Source organism: Candidatus Accumulibacter propinquus (genome assembly GCF_056856495.1).
Map to the genome: position 1 here is coordinate 1,061,018 of NZ_JBSEHC010000003.1, position 23,503 is coordinate 1,084,520.

Below are 23,503 nucleotides of genomic sequence, written 5' to 3' on the forward strand. Positions count from 1 at the left end.
AAGGAGTTCGCATGGATCAGTACCATGGCACGACGATTCTGTCAGTCCGCCGCGGCAAGCGTGTTGCCATGGGCGGCGACGGGCAGGTGACGCTTGGCAACATCGTGATCAAGGCCAGCGCGCGCAAGGTTCGGCGCATTCATCAGGGGCAGATCCTCGCCGGCTTTGCCGGTGGGACGGCAGACGCGTTTACCCTCTTCGAACGCTTCGAGGCGAAGCTCGACAAGCATCAGGGCAATCTGTTGCGCTCGGCGGTTGAACTCGCCAAGGACTGGCGGAGCGACCGCGCCCTGCGCCGCCTGGATGCCATGCTGTCGGTGGCCGACCGGGAGAATTCGCTGATCATCACCGGCAACGGGGATGTGGTGGAACCGGAGCACGGCATTGTGGCCATTGGTTCCGGGGGGGCTTTTGCGCACTCGGCGGCACGTGCTCTGGTCGAGAACAGCGAACTCGATCCTGCCGAGGTAGTGCGCAAGTCCTTGCAGATCGCCAGCGATCTGTGCATCTATACCAATCAGAACTTCACCATCGAGGTACTGGAATAATCATGTCGTCGATGACCCCGCTGGAAATCGTTTGCGAACTTGACAAACATATCGTCGGTCAGGGCAAGGCCAAGAAGGCCGTGGCCATCGCGCTGCGCAGTCGTTGGCGGCGTGCGCAGGTGGCGGAGCCCTTGCGGCAGGAGATTACCCCGAAGAACATCCTGCTGATCGGACCCACCGGTGTGGGCAAGACCGAAATCGCTCGCCGTTTGGCACGTCTGGCCAATGCCCCGTTCATCAAGGTCGAAGCGACCAAGTTCACCGAGGTCGGATACGTGGGCCGCGATGTCGAGACGATCATCCGTGACCTGGTCGAGATCGCCGTCAAGAGCGGACGTGAACAAGCCATGCGCGGTGTGCGTGTGCGCGCCGACGACGCTGCCGAAGATCGCATTCTCGACGCGCTGCTGCCGCCGGCGCGCGGCAATTTCTTCAATGACGCACAATCGACCGAGGACAACGCCACGCGCCAGAAATTCCGCAAGAAATTGCGCGAAGGCGAACTTGACGACAAGGAAATCGAGGTGGAGGTCGTGGCGCCGTCGATGCAGGCCGAGATCTTTGCGCCACCCGGAATGGAGGAATTGACCGCGCAGATCCAGGGGATGTTTCAGAACATGGGTGGTGGTCGCAAGAAATCGCGAAAACTGAAGATCTTCGAGGCGCGCAGGTTGCTGATCGAGGAGGAAGCGGCGAAACTGGTCAATGACGAGGAGGTCAAGCTCGATGCGGTCAGGAATGTCGAGCAGAACGGCATCGTCTTCCTCGACGAAATCGACAAGATCGCCTCGCGCAGCGACACGCACGGCGTCGATGTCTCGCGGCAGGGCGTGCAGCGCGACCTGTTGCCGCTGGTTGAAGGCACGACCGTATCAACCAAGTACGGCATGATCCGTACTGATCACATCCTGTTCATCGCCAGCGGCGCTTTCCACCTGGCCAAACCTTCGGATCTCATTCCCGAGTTGCAGGGCCGCTTGCCGATCCGAGTCGAACTGGACTCGCTGTCGGTGGCCGACTTCGAATGCATCCTGACCCAGACCGACGCCTGCCTGACCAAGCAGTACCAGGCGCTGCTGGCCACCGAAGGCGTAACGCTCGACTTCGCTGCGGATGGCATCAGGCGGCTGGCCGAGATTGCCTGGTCGGTCAACGAGCGGACCGAAAACATCGGTGCGCGACGCCTGTATACGGTAATGGAGCGGCTGCTTGAGGAGGTGTCGTTCTCGGCCAGCCAGGGAGGCCTGGCGATGGTTGCCATAGATGCCGGCTATGTGGACAGCCGCCTCGCCGAACTGGCACAGAACGAGGATCTCTCCCGCTACGTTCTGTAGCGCTGCGCGCTGCCTGCCGTGGCGGCTTCGTTCTGGCGGCCTGCGCCGGTTTCGTGATCCCCTGGACGAGGCGGGCTCGGTGACTTCGCGGGTCCGCGACGTCTTTCCGCCCTACTTCACTACCAGGACCGGCAGGTCAGTCAAATGGATGACCCGGTTGGTGACCGAACCGAGCAGGATGCCGGCCACTGAACCGAGCCCGCGAGCCCCGATGACGATCAAGGTGCAGTGTTGCTCACTGGCAAAATCGACAATCGTCTGTGCGGGGTCTCCGATGAGAATGTGCGCCGAGTAGATTAGCCCGGCGGTGTCCAGATTGGCGCGGGCGGCTGCCAGCGCGGCACTTCCGGCCTCGCGGTGGTAGTCCTGAAGCACGCTGCCATTCACAAAACGGGCCACGTCCGATGGCAGGGGAGGTTGCACGTTGACCAGAAGGATCGCCGGAGCAGTGGCGTCCCTGGCGGCTTCGCGAACGACATGGTCTACCGCGCGCAAGGCCAGCGGCGAGCCATCGACCGGTAGCAACCAAAGTGGCTTCATCCCTGTTTTCCCTTCTCTATGCTCTCGGCGTCCGCAGAAATCAGTTCGACCGTCGTGTGTGCCTGGTGCTGCCGACTCGCCAGCCATTTGCCGACGACGATGACCAGCAGCGCACCGAGCGCTGACGCCAGGTAAGCGCTGTGTGGAACAACCTCACGCCAGCGCTCTGGCAGTGCCGGGTCAGTGACCAGCATGCCGCCACCGATCCAGCCCAGCAGCCCACCGCCGGCGGTGATCACTACCGGAAACCGATCCATCAAGGTGAGTACCAGCTTGCTTCCCCAGACGACGATCGGGATCGAGACCACAATGCCGAAGATGACCAGAACGATCGATCCGTGCGCCGCAGCAGCGACAGCAATGACGTTGTCCAGGCTCATGACGGCGTCGGCGACGATGATCGTCTTGATTGCTCCGGTCAGCGTGGTGTTCCCCTGCACATTGCCGTGTGCGTCCTCGTCTTCCGGCAGCACGAGCTTGATCCCGATCCAGAACAACAGCAGGCCGCCAATGATCTTGAGGTAAGGGACCGCCAGCAGTTGCAGGGCAAAGTAGATCAGTACAATGCGTAGCCCGATCGCGCCGAAGACGCCCCAGAAGATGCCCTTGTTGCGCTGTGCCTCCGGCAGCTTTCGGCAGGCCAGGGCGATGACCACGGCGTTGTCGCCACCGAGCAGGATGTCGATGGCGATGATCTGGAGTACGGCGAGCCAGAAGGTCGGGGAAGCGAGATCAGGCATATGGCGTGTCCATACGTGCAGGAAGGCGTCGCCAACGCGTGGCTAGATCTGCGGCAAGTGCGACCACCCGTCGGGCGGCGCGGAGCACGCTTGGCATCATCAGCCGGCGATTGTCGCACATTTTGACGGCGTTTCTCGAACCCACGAACCGAAGTCTCCGGGCTTTCCGGCGACATGCGCAGGCACTTGATCCCCATGAACCGGAATCACAGCAACTCCAGGGGCGGCGTCAATCCGGGAGATGAACTCGAAAAGCTGCCCTGAACCGCAGTCTGACCCAGTTTTGCCAAGACCTTGTTGGCTTCACGCAAGCGGCCCAGCACTTTGACCAGCAAGACCTTGTTGAAGCGCTCCCGTACCTCGTCAGAGCTCAACTCGAGGGCCGCGCTATTGATTTCAAGGAACAAGGTGGGTTCGAGAGTGACCACTGTGGCGTGGCGCTGGCTGTCGGTCGGATGCAGGAACGCCATTTCTCCGACCACCTCGCTGGGGCCGAGTCGGCAAATCACCCGCCCATTGGAAGATATCTCGACAAAGCCGTCAACAATCACGCCAAACTTGCGGTGATTATCTCCTTCGCGGACCACGGTCACTTTCTCCGACAATTCCCGCCAGACGCTGATGCGCAGCACCTCCCACAACTCGATGTCCTCGAACTCGGCGAAGAACGTCAGGTGCCGCAAGCGCTCGAAGTGTGTCAGATCCTGCTGCGTCTGATCCTCTTCCTGCATCTGGTAGCGCACGGGTGTCAGATCCTTGGCGAACTCGGCGCCATTGCGGTAGCGGCTGTAGAGATCTTTCTCCAGTGCTTTCCGGATGATTGGGTCGAGGCCGGGCGGCAAATTCGGCCGTAACGCGCAGACCGAAGGCGCGTCCATGTTGACGATCTTGTAGACCAGAGCGGCGGCGTTGTTGGCACGAAACGGCAGCCGTCCGGTCAGCAACTGGAACAGGAGGACGCCCAGCGAGTAGAGGTCGGTCTTGTGATTGAGCGGATAGTTCTTGACCTGCTCGGGTGACATGTAGGCGGGCGAGCCCACACCCATCACGAACGTGGAGTCCTTGCCCATATCCTTTTGCAGATTGAGGCCGAGGCCGAAATCGGTGATTTTCGGATTGTCGTTGGCATCGATCAGAATATTGGCCGGCTTGATGTCGCGATGCACGACCCCACGCCGGAAGGCATGATCAAGGGCCAGGCAACACTTGAAAATGATGCCGATGACGCGGTGCATCGGCAATAGTCGATTGATTGCGCAAAACTTGTCGAGCGCCGGTCCGTCGACAAACTCCATCACCAGATAGGCCTGTTCCGCTTCGACCACGGCGTCGTAGATCCTGACGATGTTCGGGTGATCGAGCCTCCGACCGATCGCATCCTCGGTCTGGAAGAGCTTCCTTAGGCGCCGTGACATGGCGGCATTGTTCTCGCCGAAGTGGATCAGCTTGATGGCGACCTGGCGCTGAAGGTCAGGATCCCACGCGAGATAGACGATCGCGGTAGCTCCCCGGCCGAGGGAGCGAATGATTTCATATTTGCCGATCTTCTCCATCATGCCGGTACCGCGTTCTATAGATGATCAGGGGAATTGAAATGCTAGCAGCAGAAGTGCCCGCGGATGAAAAATTATGCACGACGTGCGGCACTGTTCAAGCCCATCGAGACGACAAAAAAGCTTGAAATCGGGCAAGTTGCCCCAACCTCCTTTGCGTTTTCCGGGAGATCACCATCTATGCAAGCAAACGACAAAGAATCCGAACCGGCAGCTGCCGAAACAGCCACGCCCGAAAGCTTCGAAGCAGCCGCAGAATCCGCGCTGCCAGCTGACGCCGGGCCAGCCCTCGAAGAAGCGCTGCGGCAAGCGCAAACGAAGGCTGACGAGTACCATGATGCATGGCTGCGTGCCAAGGCCGAAACCGAGAATGTGCGCCGCCGCGCCCAGGAAGACATCGCCAAGGCCGCCAAATTCTCCATTGATCGTTTCGCTCGCGAGTTGCTGGCCGTCAAGGACAGCCTTGAAGCGGCCCTGGCCAGCGAGACGTCGAGTGTCGAGAATCTTCGGTCGGGTACTGAACTGACCCTCAAGCAACTGGTCGCCGCTTTCGAAAAATCCACACTAGCCGAAATCAATCCGCTTGGCGAGAAGTTCGACCCGCATCGCCATCAGGCAATCAGCGTTGTCGCATCGGAGCAGGAACCCAATACTGTGGTCACCGTACTGCAAAAGGGCTATCTGCTGGCCGATCGCGTGCTGCGTCCGGCGCTCGTCGTAGTGGCCAAGGGGACAACTTGAAATCTTCGGCATGATCCCCAGTTGCGGTTCATAACCAGACCTTCCGGTTTTGGCGAATGTGTTTACAAAATAATGAGATATTGAAAGGATTCTGAAATGGGCAAGATCATCGGTATTGATCTCGGTACAACCAACTCCTGCGTCGCGGTAATGGAGAACGGCAAACCGAAAGTGATCGAGAACTCTGAGGGAGCGCGTACCACGCCATCGATCGTGGCCTACGCTGAAGACGGCGAGATCCTCTGTGGCGCGCCAGCCAAGCGCCAGGCGGTGACCAATCCGAGGAACACGCTGTACGCGGTCAAGCGGCTGATCGGTCGTCGCTTCGAGGAAAAGGAAGTACAAAAGGACATCTCGCTGATGCCCTTCAAGATTCTCAAGGCAGACAACGGCGACGCCTGGGTCGAGGTGCGAGGCAAGAAGATTGCCCCCCCGCAGGTGTCCGCTGAGGTCCTGCGCAAGATGAAGAAGACCGCCGAGGACTATCTTGGCGAGGAAGTCACCGAGGCGGTCATCACCGTGCCGGCCTACTTCAACGACAGCCAGCGGCAGGCGACCAAGGATGCCGGCCGGATCGCCGGCCTTGAAGTGAAGCGCATCATCAATGAACCGACGGCGGCGGCACTGGCCTTCGGTATGGACAAGAAGCAGGGCGACAAGAAGATCGCCGTTTATGACCTTGGTGGCGGGACCTTCGACATTTCCATCATCGAAATTGCAGAGGTCGAAGGCGAGCATCAGTTCGAGGTGCTGTCAACCAACGGCGATACCTTCCTCGGTGGCGAAGACTTCGACCAGCGCTTGATTGACTACATCATCGAAGAATTCAAGAAGGAATCCGGGGTTAACCTGAAGGCCGACGTGCTGGCCCTGCAGCGCCTCAAGGATGCTGCCGAAAAGGCCAAGATCGAACTGTCGTCGGGGCAGCAGAATGAGATCAACCTGCCGTACATCACTGCCGACAGTTCCGGACCCAAGCACCTGACACTGAAGATCACGCGCGCCAAGTTCGAGTCGCTGGTCGACGAACTCATCGAGCGTACCATCGAGCCGTGCCGCATCGCGCTGAAGGATGCCGGATGCAAGATCGGTGACATCAACGACGTGATTCTGGTCGGTGGCCAGTCACGGATGCCCAAGGTGCAGGAGCGCGTCAAAGAGTTCTTCGGCCGCGAACCTCGCCGCGATGTCAATCCCGACGAAGCGGTCGCCGTCGGCGCGGCGATTCAGGGAGGCGTACTGCAAGGCGAAGTCAAGGACGTTCTGTTGCTCGACGTGACCCCGCTGTCCCTGGGTATCGAGACTCTCGGCGGGGTGATGACCAAGCTGATCAAGAAGAACACGACCATTCCGACCAAGGCGACGCAGGTTTTCTCGACGGCGGACGACAACCAGTCTGCGGTAACCATTCATGTATTGCAGGGTGAGCGAGAAATGGCCTCGGGGAACAAGAGCCTCGGGCAGTTCAACCTCTCCGATATTCCGCCGGCGCCGCGCGGTATGCCGCAGATCGAAGTCACTTTCGATATCGACGCCAATGGGATTCTGCATGTCTCGGCGAAGGACAAGGCCACCGGCAGGGAAAACAAGATCAAGATCCAGGCTTCTTCGGGTCTCAGCGAGGCGGAAGTGCAGCGCATGGTCCAGGATGCCGAGGTGCACGCGGAAGAGGATCGGAAAGCGCACGAACTGGCGGAAACGCGTAACCAGTGCGACGGCATGATTCATACGGTCAAGAAGTCACTCGCCGAATACGGCAAGGAGCTTTCCGACAGCGAGAAAAGCGTCATCGAGAAAGCGATGCAGGAAGCCGAGGAGGCGATTCGTGGCAGTGACCTTGAAACCATCAAGGCCAAGAGTGAGGCGCTCGGGACGGCAGCACAGAAGCTTGGCGAGAAGATGTACGCCAAGCAGCAAGCGCATGCCGAGGGTGCCGAGAGTGCCGCCGGCGGTGCCGGTACCGCCGGTGAGGGGAAGAAGGATGACAGTGATGTCGTCGACGCCGAATTTACCGAAGTAAAAGGCAAAAAGTAGGCATCCGCCTGAAACGCGAGGCGTATAATCGCGCCTCGCTTCGCCCCTCAAAGTGCTCAAGAACCTATGGCAAAACGCGACTTTTACGACATTCTGGGCGTCAACCGTGATGCATCCGACGATGACATCAAGAAGGCCTACCGCAAACTGGCGATGAAATACCATCCGGACCGCAATCCGGACAATCCCAGGGCCGAAGAGCACTTCAAGGAAGTCAAGGAAGCCTACGAGATTCTTACCGATACGCAGAAACGAGCTGCCTATGACCAGTACGGACATGCTGGGATTGACCCGCAGGCGGGCATGGGTGCTGCCGGGGCAGGAGGCTTCTCCGACGCCTTTGGCGGCATCTTTGACGAGATTTTCGGCGGTGGTCGTGGTGGACGTTCGAATATCTATCGCGGCGCTGATCTACGTTACAACCTCGAAGTTACCCTTGAGCAAGCGGCGTTCGGAACGGAAACGAAGATTCGCATTCCGACGATGGAAGCTTGCGACGCTTGCCATGGCAGCGGTGCCAAGGCGGGCACACAACCGAAGACCTGTCCGACGTGTCAGGGCAGTGGCCAGGTTCGACTGCAACAGGGATTCTTTTCAATCCAGCAGACTTGCCCCAAGTGCCACGGCACCGGCCGTTTTATTGCCGAGCCTTGCGGTGCCTGTCACGGAGCGGGCCGCGTCAAGCAGCACAAGACGCTGGCGGTCAAGATTCCGGCTGGGGTCGATGAGGGAGACCGGATTCGCCTCTCAGGCGAAGGTGAGCACGGCATCAACGGTGGCCCGTCCGGAGATCTCTACGTTCAGATTCACCTCAAGTCGCACCCTGTGTTTCAGCGCGAGCAGAACGATCTGCACTGCGAGATGCCGATCAGTTTCACCACCGCTGCCCTTGGTGGAGAAATTGATATTCCGACGCTCGATGGTGTGGCGAAGATCCGTGTTCCCCCAGAGACTCAGTCGGGAAAAACGTTTCGCTTGCGCGGCAAGGGCATCAAGGGGGTTCGCAGCCATAACCACGGCGACCTGCTTTGCCACGTGGTGGTGGAAACCCCGGTTCACCTCACCGATCGTCAGAAGGAATTGTTGCGCGAGCTTGAGGAATCGAGTCGCGAAAACTCTGCGCACCATAACCCGCGCGCCAAGTCCTGGATGGATCGCGTACGGGACTTCTTTGCGGCTCCGTGATCGCGGTGACAGTCGCCCCTACCGCGTGAAGGCGCGCAACAACCCGGTTCTTCTCTTCCTGTAAGGGAGGTGTCAGTTTCCTTGGCCATTCTTCGTCAGTCTTGGACGTGGCCGAGGGCCGACCACGGCTGTTGAGCTAGGGGAGGGTCATGGCATGGGTATTGCAAAAGCGCTGCTGTTATGCTTTTTGGGTTGGTTGGGCGGTGTCGCTGCAGCCGAGGTGGGGGTCACCGACAACAGCATTCTGATCGGCATGACGGCGCCGTTTTCTGGTCCGAGCGGGGCGTACGGACTGGACATGAAGATGGTGATCAACGCCTTCTTCCGGCAGGTCAACGACGCCGGCGGCATCCATGGCCGACGACTTGAACTGCGTGCACTCGACGACGGCTACGAGACCGATCGGACGGTGGCCAATACCCGTGCCTTGATCAACCAGGAAAAGGTCTTCGCCCTGCTGGCCTCATACGGGTCCAGCCCAACGACAGCGGCCATGAATGAGGTTTTCGGTGTGGCCAAGGTGCCGCTGGTGGGCACCATCTCCGGCACCGACTCGATCCGGCAGTCGCCCAGGGACCATCCGAACAATCGCTATATGTTCAACGTCCGGGCGAGCTACGCGAACGAGACTGAAGCCATCGTCAACCAGTTGGTCTCGCTGGGCTTCAAGAACATCGCGGTCCTGTACCAGAATGATGGTTTCGGCAAGTCTGGCCTCGATGGCGTGGTGGCAGCGCTCAGGAAGCACAATCAGGTGCCGTCAGCGATTGCCACGGTGGAGCGAAACTCCGTTGAAGTCAGCCAGGCGGTACAGGACATCGCCAAGGTCAGCCCGCAAGCGGTGATCATGGTCACCCTCTACAAGCCGACGGCCGCCTTCGTGCGCGCCATGCGCAAAGCCAACCAGAAACCGCAGTTCATGACCTTGTCACCGGTTGGGGCTGACCTGCTGGTCCAGGAACTTGGTGATGAGGCGCGTGGTATCGGTATCTCGCAGGTCATGCCCTATCCGTGGAACGACACCACACCGATGATCCGCGAATACCAGAAACTGCTCGATAGGCAGGGCAAATCGTCCTACTACGGCGTCGAGGCCTATGCCATGGCGAAGGTGCTGGTCGAAGCGCTACGCAAAGCAGGCAAGGATCCCACCAGGGAAAAACTGATCAGCAGTCTGGAAGGCATGCACAACTACGACCTCGGCGGTTATCGCGTCAGCTACTCGGCGAACGACAGGCTCGGCTCGCGATTTGTCGACCTGACGGTCATCGGAAGCGGCGGCCGCGTTCTTCGCTAGGCGCTTCCCAGCAAGGTTACGCGCGTCGCCAGCCGGTGCCCTTGGCGCCATCCTCGAGGATCACTCCCGCTGTCGCCAGTTCACTACGGATCCGGTCCGCTGCCGCGTAGTCCTTGCGCTGCTTGGCGGCCACGCGCTGCCCAATCAGCGCTTCGATGTCTGCGGCGGAAATTTCGCCTTCGTTCCGCGGCGTGGCTTGCAGGAAGACCTGCGGGTCTCGCGTCAGGAGACCCAGCAGACCCGCCAGCGCCCGCAATTGCCCCGCGAGGACCGGAGATTGGCTGCGGTTGACCTCACCAGCCAGTTCGAACAGCACGGCGCAGGCTTCGGGTGTATTGAAGTCGTCGTCCATGGCCTGCCGGAAGCGAAGCGCTGGTGACTGATTCCATTCGATCGGCGCGATTTCCGCGGGCACTGCCTTGAGCGCAGTGTAGAGACGGCTCAGCGCCTGCCGGGCATCGTCGAGATGGCCTTCGGAATAGTTCAGAGGGCTGCGGTAGTGGGCACGAAGGATGAAGAAGCGCAGCACCTCGGGATCGTATTTCTTGAGAATCTCCCTGATCGTGAAAAAGTTGCCGAGTGATTTCGACATCTTTTCGTCATCGACGCGGACAAAACCGTTGTGCATCCAGTAGTTGACGAAGCGGCAGCGATGTGCGCCCTCGGACTGGGCGATTTCATTTTCGTGGTGGGGAAACTGTAGGTCCTGGCCGCCGCCGTGGATGTCGAAGTGCTTGCCGAGCAGGTCCGAACCCATCGCCGAGCATTCGATGTGCCAGCCCGGTCGGCCATTGCCCCAAGGCGAAGCCCAGAAAGGCTCGCCAGGTTTCGCGTGTTTCCACAGGACGAAGTCGAGTGGGTCGTCCTTGGTCCCGTCGACGTCGACGCGTTCGCCGGCCCGCAGATCATCAACCGACTTGCCCGAGAGCTTTCCGTAGCCCGGAAACTTGCGTACCGAAAAGTTCATGTCGCCGGCCGCCGTCTGGTAAGCCAGTCCGTTCGCCTCCAGCCGCCGGATCAATTCGAGCATCTGCGGGATGTATGCCGTCGCCCGCGGTTCATGATCCGGTTTTTCCACTCCCAGGGCGGCGGCGTCCTCGTCCATGCAGCGGATGAAGCGCTCCGTCAGTTCGCCGATGCTTTCCTTGTTGTCGAAGGCGCGCTTGATGATCTTGTCGTCAATATCGGTAATGTTCCGGACGTAGTTGACCTCTAGTCCACTCGCACGCAGCCAGCGCTGCACCATGTCGAACACCACCAGAACACGGGCATGACCGAGATGGCAGTAATCGTAAACTGTCATCCCACAGACATACATGCGGACGCTGCCCGGGGTGATGGGTACGAAGTTCTGCTTTTCTCTGGCCAGCGAGTTGTAAATTTTCAGCATTTTCGGGTCCACGGCAATGAGCCGCGGAAAGCGTGGCGCTGGCGGCGTACAGTGCTTTGGTTTGGTCGCGGCTTTTGTTAGAATCGATCGGTCGAGTCGCCAACCACTACCAACCGTTGCCAGACCAAGTATACCATAACGATGCGCTCGAACCTCCCGAGGCCCTTGCCGACGCTCTTGCATGCTTTGCTCCTTGCCCTGATATTGATTTGCGCAGACTCCCCGGCCATTGCAGACAGCCTGGCCGATGCGCAGCGCCTGTTGAAACAGGGGCTGTCGTCGCAGGCCCTCGAGAAAGTCGACACTTATCTGGCCGGCAAGCCGAAGGAGGCGCAGGGGCAATTTCTCAAGGGCCTGATCCTCGCCGAGATGGGGCGTCCCGCTGAAGCGATAGCCGTGTTCAGCAAGCTGACCGAAGACTATCCCGAACTTCCCGAACCGTATAACAACCTCGCTGTGCTCTATGCCCGGCAGAAACAGTACGACAAGGCGCGTACGGCACTTGAGATGGCGATCAGAACCTATCCGGGTTACGCCACTGCCTACGAGAACCTTGGCGATGTGCATGCCAATCTCGCCAGCCAGGCTTATGACAAGGCTTTGCAACTTAATCCGGCAAAGAAAATCGCACAGACCAAGTTGTTCCGGCTGCGTGAACTGATCAGCACTGCGGGTGTGGCGGCAGGCAAGCAAGTCGCCACGATCGGCGAGGCGGGCAAGATCGAGGCCACGCGTGGGACGGATACCACGCTGACTGTCGGCGCTACGACAACGCCTGCGGCCAGAACGACGGACAAGCCCGCACCGCTCCGTGCGGCGGAGACGCTGGCCGAGCGGTCGGTGCCGAAAGCGGTGGACGCCGTAGCAGCGCTGCCCAGGACCCCTGCACCTGCTTCCGGCGCTGAAGAAGCGGCGGTGAACAGGGCGTTGCAAGCCTGGGCGCACGCCTGGTCACGCAAGGACGCGAAGGCTTACCTTGCTTATTACGCCGCCGATTTCCTGCCACCACGAGGGATGTCACGCAAGGCATGGGAAATCGAGCGTATGCGACCGATGCAGAAACCGGGCAAATTGCTGGTCGAAATCGAGGACATCAAGGTGTCCTTTGCCGACGACAAGGCGACTGCCCGGTTCAAGCAGCACTATGCTTCCCCCTATCTGAAATCTTCTGTCGGCAAGACCATGGTCCTCGTCAGGGTCAGGGGGCGATGGTTGATCCAGCAGGAACGTGTGGGTGGATGAGCAGCACAGAGGCGTGAGGACGCTCAGAGAGCGGGACACCGCCCTGCGGTAGCTGCCAGGCGCCGGGAAACGAGTGCGCGCCCGGCAGGTGTCGGCGGCACCCGAAAAATCACTTGGGAAGGAATGGTGTGATGCACAGGAAACTCGCCTTGATTATCGGTGGATTGCTGTCCTTCGCCGCTTTGGCTGCGCCAAGCGTCGAAATGCAGACCAGCATGGGCAGAATCGTGATCGAACTCGATTCCGAGAAAGCCCCAAAGACTGTCCAGAATTTTGTACAGTACGTCAATGAAGGGTTCTACAACGGCACGGTCTTTCACCGCGTCATTCCGGGTTTCATGATCCAGGGAGGTGGTTTTACGGTTGATCTGGAACAGAAGGCGGCGCCCCGGAAAGTGGATAACGAAGGAAAGAATGGCCTGAAGAACGACCGCGGCACGATTGCCATGGCCCGTACGGCGGACCCGAATTCGGCGAGTTCGCAGTTTTTCATCAACCACCGTGACAACGCATCGCTCAACTACCCGGGATCCGACGGCTGGGGCTACGCCGTTTTTGGCAAGGTCACGCAGGGACTCGATGTGGTGGACAGGATTGCCAAGGTGGCTACCGGCAACCGCTCCATGCACCAGAACGTGCCGCTCGAACCGGTGACCATCCAGTCGGTCAGGGTCATTCCCGAAAAAAAATAGCGGTTACGGGTTGTTAAGACCTCAGCACAAGCCGGTGCTGACCGATTCCCTCACTCCATCCCCGCTTCCACATTTTCGTGCGAGGCGATTACGCGGGTTGCCGAAGCAACTCCCACATCTAGGAAAGCCATGATCAAGCTACACACCAATTTCGGCATCATCGGTATCGAAGTCGACGCCGAGAAGGCACCCCTGTCGTCCGAGAATTTCCTGGCCTACGTCGCCGCCGGCCACTACGACAATACCATTTTCCACCGTGTGATTCCCGGCTTCATGATTCAGGGTGGCGGCTTCATGCCGGGCATGAAGCAGAAGGCATGTCAGGCACCGATCAGGAATGAGGCCGACAACGGACTGAAGAACGTGGCTTACACGGTCGCCATGGCACGCACCGCTGAACCGCACTCGGCCACCGCGCAGTTTTTCATCAACGTGGTGAATAATGACTTCCTGAACCACCGAGCGCCTAATGCGCAAGGTTGGGGCTACTGTGTTTTCGGCAAGGTCGTGGAGGGTTCAGAGGTCGTCGACCGCATCAAGGTCGTCAAGACAGCCACTGCCGGTGGCCACAGCGACGTGCCCGTCGAGGACGTGCTGATCGAGCGCGCCGAAGTTTGCTGAGGCGTGTGCCGGTGACCGATCGCTAGCCTCCTTGATCCTGTTCATTTCCGACCTGCATCTGGCGCCGCAAGCGCCGGGGGTCGCGCGACTCTTTCTTGATTTTCTCGGCGGACGGGCGCGTGCGGCCGAGCACCTGTTCATTCTTGGCGATCTTTTCGAAGCCTGGCCGGGCGACGATTGTCTTGACGATGCGCGGGATTCGTTTGCGGCGGAGATTGTCGCCGCACTGCGTTTGCTGGTCACGGCTGGCATTGGCGTTTCGGTGATGCATGGCAATCGCGACTTTCTGCTCGGTGAGGTTTTTGCGGCCCGGAGCGGCGCGCGGCTGCTGCCGGATCCGCATGTCCTGTCGTTGCCCACCTGGCAGTTCGTGCTGTCGCATGGTGACGCGTTGTGTACGGACGATCACGAATATCAGTCGTTTCGTTCGCTCGTTCGCCGCGCGGAGTGGCAAGCCGCCTTTCTCGCCAGGCCACTGGCAGAACGTCGGGCAGTGGCGGTGGCGCTGCGCCAGAAAAGCGAGTCGGCCAAGCGTGACAAGGCGGAGTACCTGATGGATGTCAATCCCGGTACCACCGACGATTTTCTGCGCGCGCACGGCTATGCAAGCTTGATCCACGGTCACACGCATCGTCCGGCGACCCACGACCATCTCGTCGACGGCATCCACGTCGAGCGCTGGGTGCTCGCCGACTGGACCGAGACACAGGGTGAGTGCCTGTGCTGGAGCGGCTCGAATCTCACCCGGGAGCGCTTGCGCTGACTGATTTCAAACCTTGTCACCTGTCAGCGCCGACAATACGGTGCTGCGCTGGCGGAAGTCCCCTCTGTCCTTTGCCTGAGGACTTACCATCGTCGTTACTACTCCGGCAATGACTTCTCCAGCCGTCGACATCCTCCGCCGCGTCTTTGGCTATGCGTCTTTTCGCGGTCAGCAGGCGGAGATCGTCGACCAGGTCGTCAGAGGCGGGGACGCCCTGGTGCTGATGCCGACCGGCGGCGGCAAGTCGCTCTGTTACCAGATCCCCGCACTCGTCCGGCCGGGCGTTGGGGTGGTCGTCTCGCCGCTGATTGCGCTGATGCAGGACCAGGTCGACGCCTTGCGGCTGGCGGGTGTGCGCGCAGCGTTCCTGAATTCGACGCTGGATTTCCAGTCGCTGGTCGACACCGAACGTCGTTTGCTGCGTGGCGAACTGGATCTGATCTACGTCGCTCCCGAACGTTTGCTCACCGACCGTTTCATCGGCTTGCTCGAACAGCTTGTGGGACGCCAGCAGCTCGCACTGTTCGCGATTGACGAGGCCCACTGTGTTTCGCAATGGGGGCACGACTTTCGCCCGGAGTACATCCAGCTCTCGCAATTGCACGAGCGCTTTCCTTCCGTGCCGCGAATTGCGTTGACGGCGACTGCCGACCAGCTGACACGCCAGGAAATCATCACCCGCCTGAGTCTTGCCGAGGCGAGGCTGTTCGTGGCGAGTTTCGACCGGCCAAACATCCGCTATACGGTCGTTGAGCGTGACAATCCTCGCAAGCAACTGCTCTCCTTCCTGGGTGCCCATCGGGGGGAAGCCGGAATCGTTTATTGCCTGTCACGCCGCAAGGTCGATGAAACAGCGGTGTGGCTGAATGCACAGGGTGTGGCCGCCTTGCCCTACCATGCCGGGCTGACGGCCGCCGACCGCCAGCACCATCAGCAGCGCTTTCTCCGCGAGGACGGCCTGGTGATGGTAGCAACGATTGCCTTCGGTATGGGGATCGACAAGCCGGACGTACGCTTCGTTGTGCACCTCGATCTACCCAAGAGCCTCGAAGCGTATTACCAGGAAACCGGGCGGGCGGGGCGTGACGGCGACCCGTCCGAAGCCTGGATGACTTACGGGCTCAACGATGTGGTGATCCACCGACAGATGATTGACGAGTCGTCGGCGCCACCCGAGCAGAAACGCATCGAGCGGCAGAAGCTCGACAGCATGCTGGCCTATTGCGAATCGGCGCAGTGCCGGCGTGTACTCTTGCTGAACTATTTTGGCGAGGAAGCGGCACCTTGCGGCAATTGCGATGTCTGTCTCGATCCGCCGTTGCTGTGGGATGGCACCATCGCGGCGCAGAAGGCGTTGTCGGCAGCCTTGCGCACCGGTCAGCGCTTTGGCGCCGGGCATCTGATAGACATCCTGCGCGGCAAGTCTACGGACAAGGTGAAGCAGTTTGGCCACGAACATCTGCCCACCTTCGGCGTTGGTGCGGAAATGGATGACATGGGCTGGCGTTCGGTTTTTCGCCAGTTGCTTGCGGGCGGTGTCCTCGAAGCCGACGCCACAGCCTACGGGGCCTTGAAGCTGACCGACGAAGCGCGGCCGATTCTCAAGGGAGAAGCCAGCATCAAGTTGCGGCGGCGGCTGGAAACGCCAAAGGGCAGACAAGCCAGGAACAAGGTCAGTCCCGACCGCCCCCGGCGAGCCGATGATTCACCGCTGCTGGCCAGATTGCGTGCCTGGCGCAGCGAGAAGGCCCGTGAGCAGGGTGTGCCAGCTTACGTGATCCTCCATGATCGGGCACTGCACGAGATCGCCACACTGCTCCCGGATTCCGTGCCAGCGCTGCTTGCCGTTCCGGGGATCGGCGTGGCCAAAGCCGAGCGCTATGGCCGGGAATTGCTGACCCTCGTTGCTGCCAGCGACTGAGTTCAGGTGGCTCGGACCGGGTAGGGGTGGAGAGCGTCGAGCGCGACACTCTGACCTGAGGGCTGGACGATGCGCACGTGTTCTCGGCGGAGTTCGCGGGCATGGCGCAGACCACAGGAGTGAGCGATCATCGCGACCTCCTTGTTCATGTTGCGGCAGTATGACGCTACTCGCGCGGCCTTGTCCGCAACGACCAGGCCGCGTTGCAGGCGCGGGTCGTGTGTGGTGACGCCGGTTGGACAGGTATTGGTATGGCAGCGCAAGGCCTGGATGCAGCCCAGCGAGAACATGAAGCCGCGGGCGGTGTTCACGAAATCGGCTCCCGCCGACAATGCCCAGGCGACACGCGCCGGGGTCACCAACTGACCGGCGGCAATGATCCGAATGCGCTCCTTGAGTCCGCTGGCAAGCAGCGCGTCGACGATCAGCGGCAGCGCTTCGTCGATCGCCAGCGCCATATGATCGGCCAGGGCCTGCGGTGCCGCACCACTGCCCCCCTCGCCGCCATCGATGGTCAGAAAGTCGGGCGCCGCCTGCAGACCACGCCGCGCGACCGCCGCAGTGAGTTCAAGCATGAAGCGATCACCACCGATGGCGGTCTTGATGCCTACCGGCTTGCCGGTCACTTTCCGAACTTGCTCGATCTTGTCGAGCAGTTCGTCGATGTTGGCGATATCCTGGTGACGGTTCGGGCTCATCGAATCGCGACCCTCGGCAATGCCGCGAATGCCGGCGATCTCGGGCGTGACCTTGTTGCCGAGCAGAACGCCACCCTTGCCCGGCTTGGCTCCCTGCGAAAGTTTGATCTCGAAGGCGCGCACCGTTGCGTTCGCCGCCAGTTCGCGCAGGCGGACCTCCGACAGTTCGCCGTGCTCGTCCCGAACACCGTATTTGGCGGTTCCGATCTGAAAAATGATGTCGCAACCACCCTCCAGATGATAAGGAGACAGTCCGCCCTCGCCGGTATCAAGCCAGCAGCCAGCCGCGGCCGCACCGCGGGATAATGCGCGTACGGCTGGTCGGGAAATCGCTCCGAAGCTCATCGCGCTGATGTTCACCAGCGATCTGCCGGCGAAGGGTGTCCGGCAATAACCTTCACCGACTACCACCACAGGTGTCGGCAGTTGTTCCTCCTCAAGCACAGGAAACGGAGCGTTGACGAAAACCAGGGCACCGGCTTCGTGAATCCGATAGGTTGATCCGAAGCCGATAATCCCGCCCTCGTTTTTCGCCATGCGATAGACCCAACTACGCGTCGCCCGGTCGAAGGGCATTTCCTCACGGTCGCCAAGGAAGAAGTATTGGCGGAAGTATTCGCCGAGGCGCTCGAAAAAATAACGCAGGTGCCCGACCAGCGGAAAGTTCCGCAGTACGGCATGTTTTTCCTGCGTGACGTCCTGCACGTAGAGGTAGACCAGGGCGCCGGTGAAGGCCAGGGCAAGCAGTGCGCCCAGTCCGGAAAGCAGTAGGTCAAGCAATTGCCGCTCCCATCAGTGTTAGAATTGAGCAAGTCACCCCTTAGTGTACGGGATTTGTCATGACCCTTGCAGACCTGCTTGATGCCGAAATCGAGCGCAATGTCACCGCCGCACTCACAGAGGATGTCGGTAGCGGTGACCTGACCGCGCAACTCGTCCCGGCTGGCGAGTTCAGTTGCGCCACGGTCATTGCCCGTGAGGACGCGGTACTCTGTGGGCGTGCCTGGTTCGAGCGTTGCTTCCGGAAGCTGGATGCGGCGGTCGCCATCACCTGGAAGGCAGAAGATGGCCAGCGCTTGCAGCCCAATCAGTTGCTTTGCGAGATCGAGGGTCCTGCGCGCTCCCTGCTCACCGGCGAGCGAACTGCGCTCAATTTCCTGCAACTGCTGTCCGGCGTTGCCACCATGGCCCGCCAGTATGCGGATCGGGTGGCCGGTACCGGGGCCCAGGTGGTCGATACGCGCAAGACGATCCCTGGCTTGCGCCTGGCGCAAAAATACGCAGTCAGGTGCGGTGGCGGCGGCAATCACCGCCTCGGTCTTTATGACGGAATCCTGATCAAGGAAAACCACATTCTCGCCGCCCGCAGCATTCCGGCAGCGCTCGCCGCCGCCATGCAGCTTGCCGAGCGTGCGGCCGGGGTCTGCCAGTTCGTGCAGATCGAGGTCGAGTCCCTCGCCGAGTTGAAGCAGGCCCTCGATGCCGGCGCGGTAATGATCCTGCTTGACAATATGAGCCTGGAGCAACTGCGTGAAGCCGTGGCCATCGCCGGTGGTCGGGCCGTGTTGGAGGCTTCGGGCAACGTCAGCCTGGAGCGCGTGCGGGCCATTGCCGAGACGGGCGTACACCGCATCTCGGTCGGTGCCTTGACCAAGGATGTCCGCGCTCTAGACCTGTCAATGCGTTTTCAGGGCTAGCAAGCGCCCATCGGGTCCATGAGCCGGCAGTTGGATCACCCGGGTCGGGGGTGCGCGCCGCCAGCCGGAGCAGAAGAACGAGCCGGGCGGAAACATTTTCGAGCAAGACAGCTGCAGTCTGGCAGCACTACCCTGGACGGGGACAGCGGGCGAAGCGGTTATATAATTCGGCCCGAGCGACGGGAAGCAGACGGATTGTTGGGGTCTGCGCAAAAAGAGAAAGGGTGGTCTGATGCTATTTGCGCTGTTTTATGTCTTGGCGATTACGATTCTGATCATGCACTTCACCGGCTTCCTGGCGCGGCATAACCTGGAATGGCTGGTGCTGGTGCTCGCTGCTGCCGTTTTTCCTGCCGTGATCTACCTCTGAAAAGGAAGCGTTCGCCACGATTTGAGGCCAGTTATTGAGGCCAGTTGCAGGCCCGCTGTTCGCTGATGGCGCGGTTGCTCGCCATCAGCGAACATGCTGTTCTATGAAACGCTTCACGGCATCAACACTGACGTCCATCACTTGCACCCTTTGCGGCAGGTCTTCAATGCCCTGCAAGCCGGCAGGTCGCTGCGGTTGCCGGCCGAGAGCCTCGACGATCGTTTGCTCGAACTTGGCCGGCAGGGCCGTTTCGAGAACCACCATCGGCATGTCGGGCGTGCGCAACTCGCTGCCGACCTTGAGCCCGTCGGCGGTGTGCGTATCGATCATCAGGCCGTACTTGGCGAAGGTCTGACGGATCGTTGCCAGCCGATCGGCATGTGTGCTGCTCCCGGAAATGAAGCCGAATTGAGGCAGGCGGGCTAGGAAGGGCGTGCCCGAGAGGTCAAAACTGCGACCGGCATCCACCTCTGCCCATAGCTTGCGCACCACGCTCGCATCCCGTCCTACCAAATCGAAGACAAATCGTTCGAAGTTGGATGCTTTCGAGATGTCCATCGAAGGGCTCGACGTGGCGCAGGTTTCGGCAGTCGAGCGAGGCCGGTAGACGCCGGTGCGGAAAAATTCGTCGAGTACGTCGTTCTCGTTGGTCGCCAGCACCAGTCGCCCGATAGGCAAACCCATCATGCGCGCGATGTGGCCGGCGCAGATGTTGCCGAAGTTGCCCGAAGGTACGGCAAAGGCCACCTGGTGATTGCTGCCTCTGGGTGCTGCGGCCGTGGCGGCGAAGTAACCCTTGAAGTAGTACACAACCTGCGCAGCGACGCGTGCCCAGTTGATCGAGTTGACCGCTCCGATCTTGTACTTTGCCTTGAAGGCATGATCATTGGACACCGCCTTGACGATGTCCTGGGCATCGTCAAAGGTGCCGCGTACGGCGATGTTGTGGATATTGGCATCGTGCAGCGAATACATCTGCGCACGCTGGAAAGCGCTCATCCGATCGTGCGGCGAAAGCATGAACACCCGCACGCCCTGCTTGCCGCGCATCGCATATTCGGCAGACGAGCCGGTATCTCCCGAGGTGGCGCCGAGAATGTTGATCTCTGCGCCTTGTCTTGCCAGGACGTATTCGAAAAGGTGGCCAAGCAACTGCATGGCCATGTCCTTGAAGGCGAGCGTCGGGCCGTTCGAGAGTTCGAGGATGGCCAGGCCACCTTCGGCGCGCGCCGGGTCCGGTCGCTCCAGCCAGAGCAAGGGAGTGATCTCGCCTGCAGTTTCCTTGCGGCGGCCGTTGCCATACACCTCTGCGGTGTAGGTCCGGGTCACCAGGGCTCTCAGATCTGCCGGCGGGATGTCGTCGACGAATCTGGAAAGCACCGCCCAGGCCAGGTCGGCATACGATAGTTGCCGCCATTGCTCGAGTTCGCTGCTGCTGACTTGCGGATAGGATTCAGGAAGATAGAGTCCACCGTCCGGCGCCAGGCCGCCAAGCAGGATCTCGCTGAAGGTCGGACCTGAGGAAGTGGGCATACCGGAAAGATGACCGCGAGTCGAGATATAGCGCATGGCGATGACCGTGAGGGCGAAAGCAGAGGGAAGACGGCAAGCGAGCAGTCTACCACGCTCTCGCCCTGGTACTGGAGGGCCGGCGGACCCCCGGCCGAAAGCTCAGCCAGTGATCACGCAATTCTTGCCCGCGCGTTTGGCAGCATAGGTCGCCGCATCCGCACGCAGAATCGTGTGGTCCAGGGCTTCGCCGACTTCCTGCATGACGACGCCTGCGCTGAAGGTCAGGACGGCATCAGTGCCCGGGATGGCGTGCGCCGCAAGTTGTCGCTGGAAACGCGAAATTGCCGCCGCCGCCGCGTTCAGCTCGGTTTCCGGCAGCAGCAGGACAAACTCTTCGCCCCCGAAGCGGCAAAGAATGTCGGACGGGCGCAGAGCAGCGCACAGGACCTTGACCAGGTGGACCAGTGCCTGGTCGCCCACGTGGTGTCCAAAGGTGTCGTTCAATCGCTTGAAATCATCGATATCGATCAGTGCCAGGGCCATCGAGCTGCCACTTCTGCGTGCGCGTGCCAGTTCGCGCCGGTGAGCATCATCAAAGCCACGGCGGTTGAGGGCGCCCGTCAGGGTATCGGTGAAAGCGGCCGCACGCGCTTCGCACAAAGCTGTTTCGAGTTCTCCGATACGCAGTTCCGCTGCCATCAGATCCAGCACCGTTGCTTGCGGTCGAGGGGAATCAATGCGGCGAACGTGGGTGTGCTGCGTACGGCCGTTGGCTATGGGCAGCAGCATCTGCGGCTGTGCTGAGAGGGTCATGGCTGGCGGGCGCGGGTGCAGGTGACGAGACGCACAGCGCGAGGAATGAACAGGGGCAGAGTGGTCATGCTTGAACATTTTCTTGCTTCTCCGTCAGGGGTGCAACTCAGGGTTGGACATACTCCCAGCAACGGACGCCCGCCGGAGATCTTGAGACATTATTCACGAAAATCATTCAACATACTGTTTGTAGTAGGGAATCCACCTTCCTATTGATCACTTTCCGAGCGTATGGCGAGCAGAGAGTTCGTCAGCGCACCGGAAAAGGAGAGCATCCCTGCCGCCGCCAGCCACATGCCTTCGTCTATTCCAAGCGCCAGCAGGATACCGCCCAGGATGAACACCGGCGAGCGCAGCGACCCTCCGCAACGCAGGGCGGCGTGCATCCGGGTGCGCGCCGGAGTACGTTTTCCTGGGTGGAACCACACCGGCAGCAGTTGCGCCAGCGCTCCCGTGACCAGCGGCAAGAGGAAGGCCACGACAAACGCCGGCACCGCATCGCGGCCGTCCAGGGCCTTGAAGGCATGGGCGATTCCCAGGACAAGCACCAGCAGAAATCCGGCCAGCGCAGCGGCCAGGGATGCCGCTGCGCCGTCACCGGCAATGGTTCGCCAGCCATAGCGCCGCAGCCATGCGAGACCGATCCTGAACACAACGGCCAGGTACATGACTGCCCCAGAAAGTGCGAGAGGTGGCCAGCAAGCGGCGCCAATGGCTACCAGCAGCGCTCCACCCGCCGCCCATGGCAGGTCGTGTCGGAGGCGTTGCGCGGCGTCGGCATCGGGGTCGCTCAGGGCGGTTGGCAGCAGGACCTGCAGGGTGCCCAGCGCCGTCAGCCCGACGAAGCCGAGGGTGTTGAGATGAAGATGCAGCAGGCGCAATTCGTTTCGCACCTGCGGCCACCAGTTCATGGCCGGGACCAGCATCAGGGCGAGGTCCAGGTTAACGATGGCTGCGAAATACCAAAGCCAGCCGGGATGCGGTCGGCCGACCGTATGCCTGGCCCGTCGCAACAGCCATCCGGAGAAAAGGATCGACACCAGCAGCGCGGCGACGGCGGCGGGCGTGCTCCCCGCCGGCACGGCGCCGGTGAAGTCGAGGAAGGCGAGCACGCCGGTCAGTTGCAGAAGCAGCGGCGCCAGCAGGAGGTGGCGGTGCGGATGGCCACTGCGCGTCAGGACCGGAACGAAGTGGCTGATCGCGGCAAAGATCAGAGGCATGATCCCGACCGCAAAGACCAGATGGGCTGCCGCGGGCAAGGACGGATGGCCGAAACGCAGCAGGAGCAGCGTTGCCATGAACGCAACGACTGCCGAAAAACCGAGATAGATCAGCATGCGCCTGTACCGAAGGCTGCTGGTGCCGACAACGCCGTCGGTCGTCGGTCACCAATTGCGGTTATCAGGCCCGCTTCGTGAAATCGATGACGATGGCGCCGATTTCACGTTGCACATAGCTGATTTCCAGTGCTTCAACATAACGGGTCTGCAATTGGGCCAGCAGGGGTAGCGGATCGTGGTCGTTGCAGAAACGCATCGTTTCGCCCGCCGCAAGTACATCGAGCGCACCGAAAATCGCCGCATGGCGAAAACGCTTGGCAACGCCGCGGGCGTCGAAAGGATAGATGGCCTGGATAGTTGGTTGGTCACAAGCATGCATGGAGTTCTCCGCGAAAAAAGATGGGTCGGGAAGACGCATTCTCCAGGAACCCTGCGCGGTTGTCTTTGATCTGGGCAGGCAATACTCGCCGTTGTCGCGGAATTCGGGCCAGGTCCCCACAGATGCTGCCCGAAGATTGACTTTGTCTGCCAA

The 23,503-nt window shown here is 60.7% G+C and carries 22 protein-coding genes; 13 read left to right on the forward strand and 9 right to left on the reverse strand.

Features of this window, described 5'->3' with window-relative positions:
- Positions 1-11: 11 nt before the first annotated feature.
- Together hslV and hslU are read left to right on the forward strand one after the other, a co-directional pair.
- Entirely contained in the window at positions 12-548 is a 537-nt protein-coding gene (gene hslV / locus AC15MQ_RS10845; RefSeq protein WP_287655304.1) for an ATP-dependent protease subunit HslV, read from the forward strand.
- Positions 549-550: 2 nt separating this feature from the next.
- Positions 551-1,882 carry an ATP-dependent protease ATPase subunit HslU gene (gene hslU, locus AC15MQ_RS10850; protein ID WP_483080126.1) on the forward strand — a complete coding sequence of 444 codons (1,332 nt, stop codon included), beginning with the start codon at positions 551-553 and terminating at the stop codon, positions 1,880-1,882.
- 111 nt (positions 1,883-1,993) lie between these two features.
- Here the strand turns inward: hslU and AC15MQ_RS10855 are convergent, their stop codons facing one another.
- From AC15MQ_RS10855 to AC15MQ_RS10865, 3 genes are all read right to left on the reverse strand, one after another.
- Positions 1,994-2,422 carry a universal stress protein gene (locus tag AC15MQ_RS10855; RefSeq protein ID WP_287655306.1) on the reverse strand — a complete coding sequence of 143 codons (429 nt, stop codon included), beginning with the start codon at positions 2,420-2,422 and terminating at the stop codon, positions 1,994-1,996.
- Positions 2,419-3,162: a TerC family protein gene (locus AC15MQ_RS10860; RefSeq protein WP_332335367.1), complete on the reverse strand. Its 744-nt coding sequence runs from the start codon at positions 3,160-3,162 to the stop codon at positions 2,419-2,421. Before AC15MQ_RS10860 ends, AC15MQ_RS10855 begins: the two co-directional genes overlap by 4 nt.
- Before the next feature lie 206 nt (positions 3,163-3,368).
- Positions 3,369-4,718, reverse strand: a complete 1,350-nt coding sequence (locus AC15MQ_RS10865; protein ID WP_483080127.1) for a protein kinase domain-containing protein — start codon at positions 4,716-4,718, stop codon at positions 3,369-3,371.
- Between the two features lie 177 nt (positions 4,719-4,895).
- Between AC15MQ_RS10865 and grpE the strand changes: the two genes are divergently transcribed.
- The 4 genes from grpE (at position 4,896) to AC15MQ_RS10885 (ending at position 9,972) form a co-directional block, all read left to right on the forward strand.
- Positions 4,896-5,456 (forward strand): nucleotide exchange factor GrpE, encoded by a 561-nt coding sequence (gene grpE, locus AC15MQ_RS10870; protein WP_287666377.1) that lies wholly within the window; start codon positions 4,896-4,898, stop codon positions 5,454-5,456.
- A 96-nt stretch (positions 5,457-5,552) separates the two neighbouring features.
- Positions 5,553-7,490 carry a molecular chaperone DnaK gene (dnaK, locus tag AC15MQ_RS10875; RefSeq protein ID WP_287655310.1) on the forward strand — a complete coding sequence of 646 codons (1,938 nt, stop codon included), beginning with the start codon at positions 5,553-5,555 and terminating at the stop codon, positions 7,488-7,490.
- 66 nt (positions 7,491-7,556) lie between these two features.
- A complete protein-coding gene (gene dnaJ, locus AC15MQ_RS10880) occupies positions 7,557-8,675 on the forward strand; it encodes a molecular chaperone DnaJ (RefSeq protein ID WP_287655311.1) in 1,119 nt (372 codons plus the stop codon).
- A 154-nt stretch (positions 8,676-8,829) separates the two neighbouring features.
- A complete protein-coding gene (locus tag AC15MQ_RS10885) occupies positions 8,830-9,972 on the forward strand; it encodes an ABC transporter substrate-binding protein (protein WP_287655312.1) in 1,143 nt (380 codons plus the stop codon).
- Between the two features lie 16 nt (positions 9,973-9,988).
- On the opposite strand, the gene cysS is transcribed toward AC15MQ_RS10885, so the two are convergent.
- Positions 9,989-11,362: a cysteine--tRNA ligase gene (gene cysS, locus AC15MQ_RS10890; protein WP_332335369.1), complete on the reverse strand. Its 1,374-nt coding sequence runs from the start codon at positions 11,360-11,362 to the stop codon at positions 9,989-9,991.
- Between the two features lie 177 nt (positions 11,363-11,539).
- On the opposite strand from cysS, the gene AC15MQ_RS10895 reads away from it, so the two are divergent.
- From AC15MQ_RS10895 to recQ, 5 genes are all read left to right on the forward strand, one after another.
- Complete coding sequence (locus AC15MQ_RS10895; RefSeq protein WP_483080128.1) at positions 11,540-12,604, forward strand: L,D-transpeptidase Cds6 family protein; 1,065 nt, start codon at positions 11,540-11,542, stop codon at positions 12,602-12,604.
- Between the two features lie 131 nt (positions 12,605-12,735).
- Positions 12,736-13,296, forward strand: a complete 561-nt coding sequence (locus AC15MQ_RS10900; protein ID WP_287666370.1) for a peptidylprolyl isomerase — start codon at positions 12,736-12,738, stop codon at positions 13,294-13,296.
- A 129-nt stretch (positions 13,297-13,425) separates the two neighbouring features.
- Positions 13,426-13,917: a peptidylprolyl isomerase gene (locus AC15MQ_RS10905; protein WP_483080129.1), complete on the forward strand. Its 492-nt coding sequence runs from the start codon at positions 13,426-13,428 to the stop codon at positions 13,915-13,917.
- 31 nt (positions 13,918-13,948) lie between these two features.
- Complete coding sequence (locus tag AC15MQ_RS10910; RefSeq protein ID WP_483080130.1) at positions 13,949-14,680, forward strand: UDP-2,3-diacylglucosamine diphosphatase; 732 nt, start codon at positions 13,949-13,951, stop codon at positions 14,678-14,680.
- A 109-nt stretch (positions 14,681-14,789) separates the two neighbouring features.
- On the forward strand, positions 14,790-16,601 hold the full coding sequence (recQ, locus tag AC15MQ_RS10915; protein ID WP_483080131.1) for a DNA helicase RecQ: 1,812 nt from the start codon (positions 14,790-14,792) through the stop codon (positions 16,599-16,601).
- 2 nt (positions 16,602-16,603) lie between these two features.
- Here the strand turns inward: recQ and AC15MQ_RS10920 are convergent, their stop codons facing one another.
- On the reverse strand, positions 16,604-18,079 hold the full coding sequence (locus AC15MQ_RS10920; RefSeq protein ID WP_483080132.1) for an FMN-binding glutamate synthase family protein: 1,476 nt from the start codon (positions 18,077-18,079) through the stop codon (positions 16,604-16,606).
- Positions 18,080-18,138: 59 nt separating this feature from the next.
- Between AC15MQ_RS10920 and nadC the strand changes: the two genes are divergently transcribed.
- Positions 18,139-18,996: a carboxylating nicotinate-nucleotide diphosphorylase gene (gene nadC, locus AC15MQ_RS10925; RefSeq protein ID WP_287666358.1), complete on the forward strand. Its 858-nt coding sequence runs from the start codon at positions 18,139-18,141 to the stop codon at positions 18,994-18,996.
- Positions 18,997-19,228: 232 nt separating this feature from the next.
- Positions 19,229-19,366, forward strand: a complete 138-nt coding sequence (locus AC15MQ_RS10930) for a hypothetical protein (protein WP_287461646.1) — start codon at positions 19,229-19,231, stop codon at positions 19,364-19,366.
- 84 nt (positions 19,367-19,450) lie between these two features.
- On the opposite strand, the gene thrC is transcribed toward AC15MQ_RS10930, so the two are convergent.
- The 4 genes from thrC to AC15MQ_RS10950 form a co-directional block, all read right to left on the reverse strand.
- Positions 19,451-20,935 (reverse strand): threonine synthase, encoded by a 1,485-nt coding sequence (gene thrC / locus AC15MQ_RS10935; protein ID WP_287666355.1) that lies wholly within the window; start codon positions 20,933-20,935, stop codon positions 19,451-19,453.
- Positions 20,936-21,037: 102 nt separating this feature from the next.
- Complete coding sequence (locus AC15MQ_RS10940) at positions 21,038-21,667, reverse strand: GGDEF domain-containing protein (RefSeq protein ID WP_287655322.1); 630 nt, start codon at positions 21,665-21,667, stop codon at positions 21,038-21,040.
- A 233-nt stretch (positions 21,668-21,900) separates the two neighbouring features.
- Entirely contained in the window at positions 21,901-23,028 is a 1,128-nt protein-coding gene (locus AC15MQ_RS10945; protein WP_483080133.1) for a hypothetical protein, read from the reverse strand.
- 64 nt (positions 23,029-23,092) lie between these two features.
- Positions 23,093-23,350, reverse strand: a complete 258-nt coding sequence (locus AC15MQ_RS10950) for a DUF2249 domain-containing protein (RefSeq protein ID WP_483080640.1) — start codon at positions 23,348-23,350, stop codon at positions 23,093-23,095.
- Positions 23,351-23,503 lie beyond the last annotated feature (153 nt).